A 15,015-nucleotide genomic window follows, 5' to 3' on the forward strand; every position below is an offset into this window, starting at 1 on the left:
AACATCTGTATATACGCAATTCAAATATTTTTTATTGCGTCTATATTTTTATTGTTTGTAATTATTTTTATTTTTTATGATGCAAATTTATATAAGGTGGGTTCTAAAAATTGATTTATTCAAAGAAAAAGTGTTGGTAACTATTGATTTTTAAGAAATACAGTTTTTAGGATTTGAATTTTTAGAGCCCCTCTCAATATAATATTAATGGGATAGAGGTGTATTTTGGATTCATTTTTATTATTTTGAAATGAAAAAAAACACAAAATTGAACATATATACATCCTTTTATAATAAAATATTGAGATTTATAATGGATGGGTATAAATAATAAAAAAAAATATATATTGCGTCTTATTGTAAAAAACGAATGAGTGCATATTTACTTTATAAAACAAAAAAATGAAAAAAGAAGTAGTTATTACAAAAAAAGCACCTGCACCTATAGGACCTTATAGTCAGGGAATAAAAATAAATGGTTTTCTATTTATTTCGGGGCAGATATGTATAGATCCCGAGACGGGAAAATTACGAAATTCTTCTATACAAGAAGAAATAGAGCAGGTGATGAAGAATTTAGGAGCAATTTTAGAGGAAGGGAGAAGTTCTTTTGATTTAGTGGTAAAAGCAACGATATTTTTACGGGATATGAATGACTTTTCTACAGTGAATGCAATCTATGGAAATTACTTTAAGAATGATCCACCCGCAAGAGAAACGGTAGAGGTATCTCAGCTTCCAAAAGGCTCCAGAGTAGAAATTTCTTTTATAGCTGTAGAGAAATAGGGCTACACCATAACGCTAACATATATGCTTCTTTCGGGTTTGAAAATATCCATATAAGAAATAACCGTGAAATGATTGAATATAGGAGCGATGGACATAGACCATAGAAAAAAGAAATGAGAAGCAATATACTAATAAATAATTACTAAACCGCCTTATGAGGGTAGAAAAAATTTCTTTTGAAGCAACGCAACAGTTTTCTCGTATTTTTTTAGATTATATCTCACAAAAAGAAGAACTCAAGCAATTCTATGGTTATTATCCATATAAAGAGAACTTTAGAAAACAGATAGACTTGAAGAGCAAATTTCCAAAAAACAATCGTATTACTTTAGAGAAGGTTTTGCTTTCACAGTATTCGGGCGTTAAGACATCGGCTCATGTTCAGTATAATATAAGGAGTTTGACGAATGAAAACACATTTACTGTTACTACAGGGCATCAGTTAAATATATTTACTGGTCCTCTTTATTTTATTTTTAAGATTATTACAGCCATCAATGCTTGTAAAGAATTGCAGTTAGCGTATCCTGAGTTCCATTTTGTTCCCGTATATTGGATGGCATCAGAGGATCATGATTTTGCAGAGATAAATAATTTTTTTCTTTTTGGGAAGCAATATGTATGGGAGACGAATCAAAGGGGTTCTGTGGGAAGGTTTATGCCAAACTCTTTGAGTAAGTTGTTGGATGCATTACCTGAGCAGATGCCCATATTTGAGACAGCATATTTAGATCATAGTAATTTATCGGACTCTGTTCGTTATTATGTAAATACTCTGTTTCAAGAGCAAGGATTGGTAATAATAGACGGAGATAATGCAGAATTAAAAAAGTTATTTATTCCTTATATGTTGGATGACGTGAATGAGCGTAATGCTTGTGGTTTCATACAAAAAACATCAGAAAGCTTAGAAGGTTATGGGTATGAACCTCAGGTTCATCCACGTGAAATAAATTTTTTTTATTTAGATAGTATTATAAGAGAAAGGTTTGTAGAAGACAATGGGCTGTTTCGGGTTTTAAATACGGATAAGGTCTATACAAAAGAAGAGTTGATACAGCTTATAAAGGAAGAATCTTTCAAACTCAGCCCCAATGTGATTATGCGACCTCTCTATCAAGAGGTAATACTTCCTAACATAGGGTATGTAGGCGGTCCTGGAGAAATAGCATATTGGCTTCAACTACAATCTCTTTTTCAGCATTACTCTATCCCTTTCCCCATTATAGTTCCAAGAAAATCAGGAATGATTATTGATAAACATATAGAGAACAAGATGCAGAAATTAGATATGAGTATTTTGGATATATTTCAGGATATTCATCTTTTAAAGAAAGAATTTGTAAAAAAAAATAGCCAAAATTCATTATCTTTAGAAAAAGAAAAGCATTTTATGAAGATAGTTATTGAATCTCTCAAGACAAAAGCAATACTTATAGATAAGTCATTAGAGGGATTCATAATGAAACAACAGGCGAAATGGGAAGAAGATTTAGAACATATAGAAAAAAAGATGCAAAAATCAGAACAGCAAAATCAAGAAGTAACTCTCAAACAATTAGAACAGATAAAGGAGAAACTTTTTCCGCAGAACATTATCCAAGAGAGGCGAGACAATTTTTTAAACTTTTCTACTAATGATCCTTCTTTTGTTCAAAAGCTTCTGACATCCTTTGAACCATTTGATTTTCAATTTTATATTTTATTTATTCAATCTTAATTATGTATCTAAAAAAATGAAAAATTTTAGTATCAACAATGATATTACTTTGGCAGAAACACTCCCTTCTTCTTTTTACCGGTCGGGAGAAGTTTTTGACAGGTTAAAAGAAGCGGTTTTTACCACCACATGGCAATTATTACAGCATCAAGATGTAGTAAAGCTTGCGGAAACAGTATACCCGATTAATCTATTAGAAGGGTTTCTTAACGAACCTCTTTTGGTCATAAAGGATAGTAAGGAGGAGATTTCCTGTCTTACCAATGTTTGTACCCATAGAGGTGCTTTATTAGTATCTTCGCCTAACAAAATGAAGAAAATAATCTGTCCTTACCATGGAAGAAAATTTGGTTTAGACGGAACATTTGAGAGCATGCCTGAGTTTTCGCAGACAAAGAACTTCCCACGTGACTGCGATAATTTACATAAGCTCCCTCTCAAAAAATGGTTCGGTTTTTTATTTACTTCCATAAATCCTTCTTTTGATTTTTCAGAAGTAATAGATAATTTAAACGAAAGATTATATTTTTTACCGAGTGCGGAGTATGTTTTTGCTCCTGAATTTAGTAAAGATTATATAGTAAATGCTCATTGGTCTCTCTATTGTGATAACTTTTTAGAAGGGTTTCATATACCATTCGTTCACAAAGACCTCAATAATGTATTGGATTATGGAAGTTATAAAAGTATTATTTATAATTATTGTAATCTTCAAATTGGTTATGGAAAAACCCATGCGAATTGTTTTCATCTTCCACAAGGTCATCCCGATTATGGCAAGAATGTATCTGCTTGGTATTATTGGATATTCCCTAATCTTATGTTGAACTTTTATACATGGGGACTTTCTATAAATATAGTAAAACCACTTTCTCCGCACAAAACAAAAGTTACTTTTCTGACTTATATTTTGGATAAAAACCTTTATGAAGAAGGACAAGAGCTTATGATTGATAAAGTAGAACGCGAGGACGAATTTGTAGTAGAATCGGTGCAAAAAGGCATCAACTCACGCTTTTATCCATCGGGGCGTTTCTCTCCTACACGAGAAACAGGAGTACATCAATTTCATTCTCTTTTAGCAAAATATTTAGCAAAAAACTCATAAAGAAAACAAATGATACAGCGGTTATTTATTTTTATAATTATTTTTTGTATAGCAAAAACTACTTTTTCTCAATCTAACAACGAAGGAGAAAAAGAGTTAAGAATAGATAGCACGTCTGCATTTATTTTTAATGCGTCTGATACGATCATTGCTGAGAGTGATAAGATAGATTCTCTACAAAACATACGAGAAAACATAGAGAATGTAATAGAAAATAGAGTAGACGGAGGTGAGGAATTTTTAGAAGCAGAGGTAATTCCTGAACTTATATATGACACAGTACAAAATCGTTTGAATAAAATACCTACGAGCATACCACTCCATTTTAATGAAAAAATATTTTCATTTATTAATTATTTTACGATTCGTAATAGAGAATATATCAAGAAAGTTATGGAGAAAGAAAAACTCTACTTTCCCATATTTGAAAAGTATCTTGCTGAATATGGATTGCCCGATGAGTTGAAATATCTGTCTATTGTAGAGTCAGGTTTAAGAACAGATGCACTTTCTCGAGCAGGTGCGGGAGGATTATGGCAATTTATTCGTGAAACGGGCAGATTATATAACCTGAAACAAACTTCACTTATAGATGAACGAATGGATCCTTATAAGGCAACTCAAGCAGCATGTCTGTATCTCAAAGACCTGTACGGAATTTTTGGAGATTGGGAACTTGCTCTTTCTGCTTACAATTCTGGACCCGGAAACGTTTATAAAGCCATAAGACGTTCTAATAATAAAAGAAGTTTTTGGGAAATATACAAACGTCTCCCTCGTGAGACAAGGTCATACGTTCCTCAATTTATTGCTATTATCTATACCATGAAATATCACGAAGAACATAATCTTTACTCCGAAAGTAATAATTATATGATGCGTCATGATACTCTGCTTATTCACAAAGAATATGCACATTTAGATGTTATTGCAAACATGATAGGGATTTGTTATGATGACCTCATTATACTCAATCCTGAATTATACAGAGGAGTTACTCCTTATGCCCCATACCCACTTCGTATCCCGGAAGATAAAAAGGAAGTTTTTACCAATCAAAAAAATACTATAATAGACTCTGCTCATAATGTCGGGAAAAAACACCTCAAGAATTTAGAAAAATTAGCAGAATTAGGAGGAACATACGGAAGAGAGCTAGTAAAATACAAAATAAGATACGGAGATAATCTCGGCTCCATTGCCGCAAGATATAATGTAAGAGTAAGTGATATAAGAAGATGGAATAAGCTCTCTTCTAATTTTATAAGAAAAGGGCAAACCTTAAAAATATGGGTACTCCCTCGCTATTTTCCTTCTAAACCATTCAAAAAAATGGATACGATTCACAAACAAAAACCACCTCTTACAAAATCTATACACAAAGAAGAAAAACAACAAAATGAAAATGTACCAGGAGTATACCATACGGTAAAAGCAGGGGACAGTTTATGGAAAATATCTCAACAATACAAAAATAGCAGTATTCAAGCAATAAAAAAAATAAATAAACTCAGAAGTAGCAGATTACAAGTAGGTCAAAAACTACTTATTTATCCTCAATAATCAGTTTTTATTATAAGAGATTCTTTGAAACATAAAGATAGTGAGAATATATATCTTGATAGAAAATTATTATAGAATACCAATAAAGAAAACTATGTTAAGAACACACACCTGTGGAGAATTAAGAATAAGTGACAAAAACAAAGAAGTAACCCTCTGCGGATGGATAACCAAAATAAGAAACAAAGGAAGTATACTATGGATAGACATATACGATAGATATGGACTTACTCAACTTGTTTTTGATGAAACACACTCGTCACCAGAGATATTAAAAAAAACATCAGGTCTTGGGAGAGAATTTGTTATACAAGCAAAAGGAATAGTAATAGAGCGCATCGCAAAGAATACGCACATCCCAACAGGAGAAATAGAAATAAGAGTTTCTGATATGAAAGTATTAAACACCTCCAAGGTTCCACCATTTCTCATAGAAGATGAAACAGATGGCGGTGAAGACCTCCGAATGAAATATAGATACTTAGACCTACGGAGGAATAAAATCCGTAAGAATTTTGAAATGAGGCATAAGATGATGCAAGAAACGAGACGTTATTTGGATAGTTTACAATTCATAGAAGTAGAAACTCCTGTTTTGATAAAATCTACCCCAGAGGGAGCAAGAGATTTTGTAGTGCCTTCTCGTATGAATGCAGGTGAATTTTATGCTCTTCCACAAAGCCCACAGACCTTCAAGCAACTCTTGATGGTTTCAGGATTTGATAGATATTTCCAAATAGTAAAATGCTTTAGAGACGAAGATTTAAGAGCCGATAGACAGCCCGAATTTACCCAAATTGACTGTGAAATGTCCTATATAACAGAAGAAGATATCTATTCTACCTTTGAAGGATTAATAAAACACCTCTTTCAGCAGATAAAAAATATAACTATTCCTACCCTTCCCCGTATGTTATATGAAGACGCTATGAAACTGTATGGGAGTGATAAGCCCGATATACGATTTGGGATGCCTTTTGTAGATATAACAGACATAGCAAAGGGACATTCTTTTCCCGTATTTGATAATGCGGAATTAGTCATCGCAATTTGTGTGAGCAAATGCTCCGAGTATACGAGAAAAGAATTAGATGAATTGACAGAGTTTGTAAAACGCCCTCAGATAGGAAGCAAAGGACTTGTATATGCAAAATATAATCCCGATGGGAGCATAAAATCATCAGTGGATAAATTTTATTCCGAAACAGATATACAACAATGGATGAGTAAGTGCAATGCTCAAAAAGGCGACCTTCTTTTAATCCTCTGCGGAGAAAAAAAACAAACCCGAAAAGCACTAGGAGAACTACGGTTAGAAATGGGAAATAGATTAGGATTAAGAGACAAAAATACTTTTGCGGCACTTTGGGTAACAGATTTTCCCCTTTTAGAATGGGATGAGGAAACTAAAACATTTCAAGCAATGCACCATCCATTTACTTCACCCAAAGAGGTAGATATTTTACAATCCAATCCTTCTGAGGCGACAGCCCGGGCTTATGATATGGTAATAAATGGAGTGGAAGTAGGAGGTGGCTCTATTCGTATCCACGATAAAGCAACACAGCAATTACTCTTTGAAACATTAGGTATATCTAAAACAGAGGCACAAAAACAATTTGGATTCCTTCTAGATGCCTTTGAATACGGAACTCCACCACACGGAGGTATTGCATTCGGCTTTGACCGGCTTTGTTCTTTAATGGGCGGCTCCGATTCTATAAGGGACTTCATTGCCTTTCCTAAAAATAACTCGGGAAGAGACGTTATGATTGATACTCCTTCTCCCATATATCCGCAACAACTCAAAGAATTACATATTGCTACTCTTTGAGTTATGAGTTATTTCTTCTATAATGAAACAAAAAAAGAGAGCATCTCATAAATGCTCTTTCTTCTTTTATACTTGCGTATTTGTTCAGCTTTTTATTGTTTTTGTTGTTGTTGAAATATTAATATTTATTTCTTTTGCAATCATTAAATCTTTATTATCGTTTTGCAAACCAACTAATGCCATTTGTAATTCATTAGTTAATTGTCTGCCAATAATAATTCCACGAACTAAATTATTGGGTGATAAATTTGATTTTACCCAGCCCATATAACGTAAAGTTTGACCAACTACTTTGTCAGTTGTTCTATCTCGTTTTAATTCAACAACAACATAACGACCATTTGTGTCTCTGCAAAACAAATCTATTCTACCAACTTCTGTTGAGTATTGGCGATTTAAAATTTTAAGACCTTTTTCAATTTCAGCAGGATTTTTTTCTAATGCATCTTCTAAAATTTTTTCTATCATTAAATGTTCTAAAGTTTCTTGTAGAGATTCTTCGGATTGTATAATTTCCAAATCGTCTTCAACTTCTTTTAAAACTTTCTTTGCTTTTTCTATTTGATTTGTTGCTGTATAATATTCTAATACGGCTTTGTTATCAATGGTTATTGCAGGTGTTCCAATGAAATTATACCAATCTTCAAAATTTTCATATTCAATAAACTTAATTTTATTTTTGTAATAATTCAATAAATATTTTGCTCGTTCATCATTGATCAGTTCTAACTTACCTTGTGAAAACTTTAAAGTTTCTGTGCAACCAAAAAGACCACAAATTAAACTTGCATCGGTTAATGCAGGTCTTGAAATTTTCAAACTTTCCATTAATTTTATCTGCTGTTCTTTTTCTATATTTCGAAAATATTCAATTCTTTCTATTACTTGCAAGATTTCTTTTTTTGAATTTGATGTTGCAATTGATAAAAAGACAAGCATTTCTGTTGGGGTTAAATATTTTTCAGTTAGATTTTGTAAAACAGACAAAGTAAAAATGTAGGGAAAAATCTTAAATTTTTGATATTTCTCAAAATTTTTTTCAAGAGAGGGATTATAAAATTGTAATCTTAAAATTTGTTTTTCAATAATCCCTTTCCATTCGCTTGATTGAGCATTTAAAAATTCAGCACCTGCCTCACTCAAAAAGAAATGTTTTTCTTTATTTACAAAGCCAAACCCAAGCTTTTTTATTAGGTTTTTATACTGTCTAAAATTTACAAGCCAATCATTTTCTTTTTTTATATTTTTAATTGTTGGGTTAATTATACTGTCAGAAATTAATTTTTTATAAACAATTTTTTGAGTTGCGTGGTCCCATTTTTTCAATATATTTTCTCCGAAAACATTTTTATCGTCATCAAATTGAAATTTATAAAAATATTTTAAAACAGAATGTAATTATCCAATATTGTTTTCATTAAAATACTGTGCGTGAGGTATAAAATACCAATGTGCCTCTACTTTTTTAAAAGGTTCCACTAAGCTTGATAGTTTCATATAGTTTCAAAATATTGTTTTTCCGTTTCAAATATGTCTGTTAATCGACTTTCTATAATAGGTTTAAATGCTTTATTAATTTCGTAACCAACACAGTATCTATTTAATTTTTTTGCAATTTTTGCTGTTGTTCCACTTCCTAAAAACGGGTCAAGAATTGTATCTCCTACAAAAGAATATAATTTTATTAAACGATAAGGTATTTGTTCGGGCATCATTGCAGGATGTAACCCGTATGCTTCATTTGAACGGTCAATTTTGGGTATTGTCCATATTCTTTGAGTAAATTCTTCAAATTCTTTTTCTTCAATTTTACTTTTTGCAATATCATCTTTACTTATATTCCAAACCTGTTGGGTATATTCTACCCATTCATCTTTTGATAATTTACTTTCTTCTCTATCTTTTTCGTTTCTTTTATCTGGTGCTCCATCTTTAACAAAAATATTTACAAACTCAATATTATTCTGAGCATAAAAATTACCTGGATAAGGAAAACTCCCGAACATCAAATCTCTACCTCTCACTGTTCTATTCCAAATAAATAAATCATAGAGAAAAAAGTTAGTTTTTGTTAAAATATGATGCTCAATATCGTTATTTATGTTTTTAATATCTCTATTATAATGTGTTGAATAATATTTTTTTTGAACAGGCATTAAAGGTGTATTAATACATAATTTACCATTTGGCTTTAAAACCCTATAACATTCCGCCCAAACCCTATCCATTTCATTTAAATACTCGTCATAATCTTTAATATCTCCAATCTGACCATTTAATTTCTTACTTATTTGAGTATCTTGAAATCCATTTTTTGAATAATCTATTACATTCCAATAGGGAGGGCTAGTGATAATCAGCATAACACTATTATCCTGAATTTCACACATATTTTGTGAGTTTTTAAAAAAAAACTATATTTCTCTTCATTTGTTTTAATGTGGTGTTTAGTAATAGTAATTTTATTTTACCTTTTATGGTAAGTTCTAAAAATTGTTTTTTATTATTTATATGTATTTTTTCAAATAGAAAAAAAAAACAAACTACCTATATTTTTCTGTTTTTTAATAATTACAATGATATTTGTGTTATTTTAGAATAAAAAGATGTAGAAATACATTTTTTTTTTATTAACCTAATACCTCTCTTTTTAAGGAGGGGCGTTTTTTATATGTGGTAATGTATATAAGATTACATTTTTTCGGATGGGTATTACTCCACCATCTTAAATGAAATTCTAACTTAATCCCTATCAAACCCAATGAATACCATAAAAAAATTTTGGCAAAACAATAGCTCACCATTTCAATCGTGGTTTATTTTGCAGAGAATTTGAAAAGAATCGGTGAATCATTATTTCTTGCGATGATGAGAAAAGTATTTTTGGGATTTTTAATGAGAGCCATATCCTGCACCATTCCTTTTACAAAAAAACCACTTTGAGAAAGAGAGATAGGTGTAAAGGATCTTTTTCCATTTCCGAGTAGAATTATCCCGTATGATGCGTCTAAGTCCCCAAAATAGGGTTGGGTATTATATTTATTTCCTGCTGCTATAATATCTAAGAAACCGTCCCCATTTACGTCGTATATTTCTATTGCATTGATGGAAGATATTTGTGCTTCATTGGGGAGAGGGTGGGTGAGAAAAGTTCCATTTCCTTTATTTTCTATAAAAAGAGATTTTGCCTCATACACTTGGTGCTTTTGAGCGGAATTGAGTTTATCGGGGGCAAAAATTTTATCTATAGTTTTGCCTGCAAAGTCCTTATATTTTAAAAAGTTTTTTTTGAGAAAAGGCATTTGTCTCACTAATTCATCTCTATTATTATAAGGAAAGATGCCATTGGGCGTGGAGTATGCAATAACTTGGTCTAAAAAGTTATTAGCATCAAAGTCGTGGACGTATAGCAGAGTAGGGAACTCCTTTGAGGGCTTTAGTTTGGAGTTGATGCCCATATTTCCTGCAATTATATCTGTATCCCCATCATTATCTATATCGGCGGTTTGCATTGTATTCCACCAACCGTTTGTCATCTCTAAATCTGTGTTTTTTGCTTTCTGTAATTTTGTTTGGTATTCAAAGAGGGTTATGGGCATCCATTCTCCACATATAATAAGTTCGGGAGTGCTGTCCCCTTTTATATTTTCCCAAATGGCATCTTTCACCATTCCAATGTATTTCAGTCCCTCAGTTTTTGTTTCTGTAACATCGGTAAAGTTTTCATTTCCATCATTTTCCAAAAGAAAACTTTGGGGAATATTTCCATATTTTCCCGTGATGGCTCTGCCCCCAATAAAGAGGTCTGTATCTCCATCATTATCAAAATCACCAGGGGCTACCACAGAGTTTTGTTGGGAGATAGGGGGCGTTGTTTTATGCGGAAGGAAGGTGTTATTTTTTTTCTCAAAAAGGGCATCTTCCACGAGTGGATGGGGAGTTTGATGTTCATATCCTCCTGCGGTAATGTAGAGATATTGTTTTTTGGTATCTTTGGATTTGAAAAAAGTGGCATCGGTTTCTTCTATAAGAGGGTTTTGTGTGATTGGGAATCCCTTTTTTTGAGAAAAAGTATGGGTATTATTGATAAAAAAAGTTCCATTTTGTCCGGAAGCACCTGTGATGTAAAAATCGAGAAGTTGGTCGTCATTTATATCTGCTACTGCTATTTTTGGACCTTCTTGGGCAATGGTATAAGGCAAAAGATATTCGGTATCGTAGTCGTTAAAATAATTCTCGGAATGCTGAAATGTCCCAATGAGAGCGGAAGAGATATTTTCCAAGAAAGGAATATCAGTATTTTTTTGGGGAGGGATAATATCGGCTTCTGCTTCTATAATTTGTATTGTTTTATTTACGGGAATGTTTTTGATGGTTTCTGCTTTATTTTTTTTCCATTGTATGACAATGGAATCTACATTTGTTGTTTCTCCTAAGCCTATGGTAAGTTTGGTATCAGAGCAGGATTGGAAACCTCGGGTGTGGTATATTTCATTATAGATGGTTTTTTGTTGGGCATAAAGGGTAATTTTAGCACCTATTGCAAAGGTATTTTTTTTGTCGCCGTTGAGAATGATGGTGATGAAGTTATTTTTGGTATGTTCTTTCGTGTTTGTGGTGTTTTCTAATATGGTTGCTTTTTCATTTATGTTATTTATGACTATGTCAATATCTCCATCGTTATCCAGATCGGCGTATGCTGTAGCAGTAGAAATAGTGGGATTGGTTACACCCCATTTTTGGGAAACATCGGTAAAGGTCATATCGGTGTTATTTTTGAAAAAATAATTTGGAACAATGCCATTGGGCATTTTATTTATATGTTCGGCATCGGTTATATTTTCATCATAAGCAATGGCTTCGTTCATAGCAAAGTTTATGTAGTCCATATCGTTTGGGCGTTTCATAATACCGTTTGAAACAAATATATCTTTCCATCCGTCATTATCAAAATCTACGAGAAGGGCAGACCAGCTCCAGTCAGTTGCTTGTATTCCTGACAATTGGGCTATTTCGGAGAAATAACCATTTCCTCTGTTCCACTGAAGTGTATTTCGGGCGTATTGTTTAGCATACCCGTACCCCATTTTTGCGTTAAATATTTGGTAAGAATCTTCTCCTTGTGAGGATTTGATGGTTTTTTCATCGGGTGGGAGCATATCTAGGCTCATAATATCTAATAATCCATCATTGTTAAAATCGGCAATGTCATTTCCCATAGAAAAACGACTGGTATGCGAGATATACTCGGTAAGTGATTCCGTAAAAGTGCCGTTCTTATTGTTTATGTAAAGGTAATCGTTTTCCTGAAAATCATTTCCCACATATATATCCGTCCATCCATCATTATTGAGGTCGGCAGTTGCTATTCCGAGACCGTATCCAATAGGACTGCTGTATATTTTGGCTTCTTCGGTAATATCTATAAAGAAATCTCCTTCATTTTTATAAAGTACATCTCCTGAAACCATGCTTCTTGCGGGACGAATGGAAGCAGCAGGAATATACCTGTCTTTTCCATGAACGGCATGATTTAAGAGATACATATCCAAATCCCCATCATTATCCATATCAAAAAAAGCGGCTTGGGTAGAGAACCCTTGAAAACTAATTTCCCATTCTTCTGCTTTTTCGGTAAAGGTAAGGTCACCGTTATTGATAAAAAGTTCGTTCTTTCCCGTAATTCTTTGGTAGTCACCTAATCGGCATTGGTATATATCTAAAAGCCCGTCTCCATTTACATCTGCCATGGTTACTCCTGTTTTCCACATTCCTTCAGAACTTACTCCTGCTGTATGGGTTATATCTTCAAACTGCATATTTCCTTTATTGAGATACAGTTTATTGGGTAATTGGTTTGCCGAAAAATATATATCGGAAAGTCCATCGTTATTGATATCACCTATAGCAACCCCACCCCCATTATAAAAATAGAGATAGTCAATAATATTAAAAGTATCTGTCTCCGTGAGAGTATTTGCGAATCCTATACCTGTGTCTTTTGCTCGGTGAAAAAGGGATTCTTGCTCTGTGTTACAATAACAAAAAAATAAAAAAAGTAAATATTGGAATCTGTTCATGCTGAGTAGGTGTAAAAATGAAAATGTGTTATAATTTAAATTCGTATTTGAAAACGATAACTTATTCCTATAAAAAAACCTATTTGTTTCGTATCCCAAAAATTGAGGAGATACCCCGATGCATAAAAATTTTTCCATCCGCTTGTGATAAGAAACCCATTATCAATAACACTTGCTCGGCTACTAGGTTGTAAATTTGCATTCAGGAGTGTTTGATAAATACGGCAAACATACCCTGCTTTGAATATATTTTTATGGTTGTAAAGAAGCTCTAGCCACTGAAAATAAAAACTGGGTATTACAGTGGTGTTAATCAAGGAGTGTGTAATTTGACTGTTATTATAGATTTCAAAATAAGGAATATTATATAATATAATGACACCTGTGCTTGCTGCTGTTGCTTCTCCCAATGTAAATCCAATGATAGGAGTAATCCCTAACCTATATGTGTTTTTCTGTTTTACAAGGGGACTCCCTACAAACAAAGTAAGAGAGTTCAGATATTCATAGTTAGAGCGTATCTGAAAGAATCTGTTATTATTTTCAAATGTAAATAAAGAAAAAGGATTCTTCGGTGCGTAGCTGTTGTAGAATACGGATAAATCTGTAAAGAGAGTATCACGTTCTTTCTTTTGGGGTTTTATTTTGTTCTCTCCCAATGCTCTCCCAAAGGAATAGAAGGAAACAATAACAATACATACTAATAGTAGTTTTTTGGTCATATATGTAAGAGGGTTTTCAAATGAGTAAACCCCTGTTGATAGTGGTTATTTATTGAGGTTTTTTAAGACAATTAAAACCATTCCTATGACATTTGCAGTGGAGCTTATTAACAAAGCTATGAGAACTGCTTCTGAAAAGATGGTACTGATTTACTATCCTTACGCAGAGGTATAATAAAATTTCATTCCTTTACATTCTAAAAAATGTTACCATAAACTCTCTCATCTTACTGATGATAATCTTTTAATTTCCCTTCTACTTCCACCACTTCATTTTTCAGATGAAGAATACCAACTCCTAAGCTTTTGGCTTTTTTTATCACCGTTTCATCATACGAAAGCCCCGCAATGAATAGATAAATATGCTCTCTGAGTATAATCCCTCCATATTTTTGAAACAATGGATATTGTTTCTCAAGAAACTTTTCTAAATCTTCATCTCTAAAACGATGCTTTGTTTCTACAAGTGCTACACTATCTGTATTGACTAATACAAGATCTATCTCTGTAGCAGTATTTTTTATGTCATAAAGTAAATGTACTTTTGTGTGCACATAGTCAAAATGAATGTTGTTGAGAGTAGGATTATTTTTAACTCCATCAGCAAACATTTCTTCCACCCCCATACCGATATTAAACCCTAAATTATCCATAGTAGATTGTAATTTTTTATAACCTTCTTCGTTTTTTTTACGAGCTTCTTCGTTTTCTTTTTTCAGAGCAACAACTTGTTCTTCCAATAATCTAATATTTTTTTCTATTTCTTCAATCGTTCTTTCATCCTTATGCATTATTTTTAGTAGTTATTTTTTTGTATTTATTGTATGGGTTTACTTTACGCAAAGATATAATAAAACGTCATTCTTTTCCCTTTTTAAAACGTTACCATACACTTTTTGAATATAATTTTTGTGTAAAGTGAGTCATTTATAATGAATTCTTTTTCTTGTTCTGTAAGATTCATAATTTTTATTTCTTTCAATGGTTCATACATCAAAATGTTTTTGTTTCGGTGCTACACACCTTTTGTTTTTATTTTATTTTTTTCTACAAAGATGCCACAGCTATGCTTCTAAAATAAGGGGTGGCACCGAATTATTTGTAGAAAAACGAACCATATAAAATCCCGGGGCTGACCAAAAAGTATTCCTAAAAAATTATGAGAATATACTTAGAAACTATATTAAAACACAAAGCAA

The 15,015-nt window shown here is 32.5% G+C and carries 10 protein-coding genes; 5 read left to right on the forward strand and 5 right to left on the reverse strand.

The window, feature by feature from the left end; all coding sequences use genetic code 11:
* The first annotated feature begins 402 nt into the window (after window positions 1-402).
* The 5 genes from QM536_06810 to aspS all read left to right on the forward strand — a co-directional run bounded on the left by QM536_06810 (window position 403) and on the right by aspS (window position 7,014).
* Window positions 403-786, forward strand: a complete 384-nt coding sequence (locus tag QM536_06810; GenBank protein ID MDI9356713.1) for a RidA family protein — start codon at window positions 403-405, stop codon at window positions 784-786.
* A 157-nt stretch (window positions 787-943) separates the two neighbouring features.
* A complete protein-coding gene (gene bshC, locus QM536_06815; protein MDI9356714.1) occupies window positions 944-2,509 on the forward strand; it encodes a bacillithiol biosynthesis cysteine-adding enzyme BshC in 1,566 nt (521 codons plus the stop codon).
* Between the two features lie 16 nt (window positions 2,510-2,525).
* Window positions 2,526-3,617, forward strand: a complete 1,092-nt coding sequence (locus QM536_06820) for an SRPBCC family protein (protein MDI9356715.1) — start codon at window positions 2,526-2,528, stop codon at window positions 3,615-3,617.
* A gap of 9 nt (window positions 3,618-3,626) precedes the next feature.
* Window positions 3,627-5,180 carry a LysM peptidoglycan-binding domain-containing protein gene (locus QM536_06825; protein ID MDI9356716.1) on the forward strand — a complete coding sequence of 518 codons (1,554 nt, stop codon included), beginning with the start codon at window positions 3,627-3,629 and terminating at the stop codon, window positions 5,178-5,180.
* A gap of 94 nt (window positions 5,181-5,274) precedes the next feature.
* Window positions 5,275-7,014, forward strand: coding sequence for an aspartate--tRNA ligase (gene aspS / locus QM536_06830; GenBank protein ID MDI9356717.1), 1,740 nt, complete (start codon window positions 5,275-5,277; stop codon window positions 7,012-7,014).
* An 84-nt stretch (window positions 7,015-7,098) separates the two neighbouring features.
* On the opposite strand, the gene QM536_06835 is transcribed toward aspS, so the two are convergent.
* The 5 genes from QM536_06835 to QM536_06855 all read right to left on the reverse strand — a co-directional run bounded on the left by QM536_06835 (window position 7,099) and on the right by QM536_06855 (window position 14,607).
* Window positions 7,099-8,340 (reverse strand): endonuclease NucS, encoded by a 1,242-nt coding sequence (locus QM536_06835; protein MDI9356718.1) that lies wholly within the window; start codon window positions 8,338-8,340, stop codon window positions 7,099-7,101.
* A gap of 167 nt (window positions 8,341-8,507) precedes the next feature.
* Window positions 8,508-9,404, reverse strand: a complete 897-nt coding sequence (locus QM536_06840; protein MDI9356719.1) for a site-specific DNA-methyltransferase — start codon at window positions 9,402-9,404, stop codon at window positions 8,508-8,510.
* 426 nt (window positions 9,405-9,830) lie between these two features.
* Window positions 9,831-13,094, reverse strand: coding sequence for a CRTAC1 family protein (locus tag QM536_06845; GenBank protein MDI9356720.1), 3,264 nt, complete (start codon window positions 13,092-13,094; stop codon window positions 9,831-9,833).
* Window positions 13,095-13,129: 35 nt separating this feature from the next.
* Window positions 13,130-13,816, reverse strand: a complete 687-nt coding sequence (locus QM536_06850) for a hypothetical protein (GenBank protein MDI9356721.1) — start codon at window positions 13,814-13,816, stop codon at window positions 13,130-13,132.
* A 227-nt stretch (window positions 13,817-14,043) separates the two neighbouring features.
* Window positions 14,044-14,607, reverse strand: coding sequence for a hypothetical protein (locus QM536_06855; GenBank protein ID MDI9356722.1), 564 nt, complete (start codon window positions 14,605-14,607; stop codon window positions 14,044-14,046).
* Between the last annotated feature and the right edge of the window lie 408 nt (window positions 14,608-15,015).

Source organism: Chitinophagaceae bacterium (genome assembly GCA_030053935.1).
Lineage (GTDB): Bacteria > Bacteroidota > Bacteroidia > Cytophagales > JASGCU01 > JASGCU01.

Excerpts from the sequence above, each read along its gene's own strand:
- QM536_06810 (MDI9356713.1), top strand. The coding sequence starts at position 403 with ATGAAAAAAGAAGTAGTTATTACAAAAAAAGCACCTGCACCTATAGGA.
- bshC (MDI9356714.1), top strand. The coding sequence starts at position 944 with ATGAGGGTAGAAAAAATTTCTTTTGAAGCAACGCAACAGTTTTCTCGT.
- QM536_06820 (MDI9356715.1), top strand. The coding sequence starts at position 2,526 with ATGAAAAATTTTAGTATCAACAATGATATTACTTTGGCAGAAACACTC.
- QM536_06825 (MDI9356716.1), top strand. The coding sequence starts at position 3,627 with ATGATACAGCGGTTATTTATTTTTATAATTATTTTTTGTATAGCAAAA.
- aspS (MDI9356717.1), top strand. The coding sequence starts at position 5,275 with ATGTTAAGAACACACACCTGTGGAGAATTAAGAATAAGTGACAAAAAC.
- QM536_06840 (MDI9356719.1), bottom strand. The coding sequence starts at position 9,404 with ATGTGTGAAATTCAGGATAATAGTGTTATGCTGATTATCACTAGCCCT.
- QM536_06845 (MDI9356720.1), bottom strand. The coding sequence starts at position 13,094 with ATGAACAGATTCCAATATTTACTTTTTTTATTTTTTTGTTATTGTAAC.
- QM536_06850 (MDI9356721.1), bottom strand. The coding sequence starts at position 13,816 with ATGACCAAAAAACTACTATTAGTATGTATTGTTATTGTTTCCTTCTAT.
- QM536_06855 (MDI9356722.1), bottom strand. The coding sequence starts at position 14,607 with ATGCATAAGGATGAAAGAACGATTGAAGAAATAGAAAAAAATATTAGA.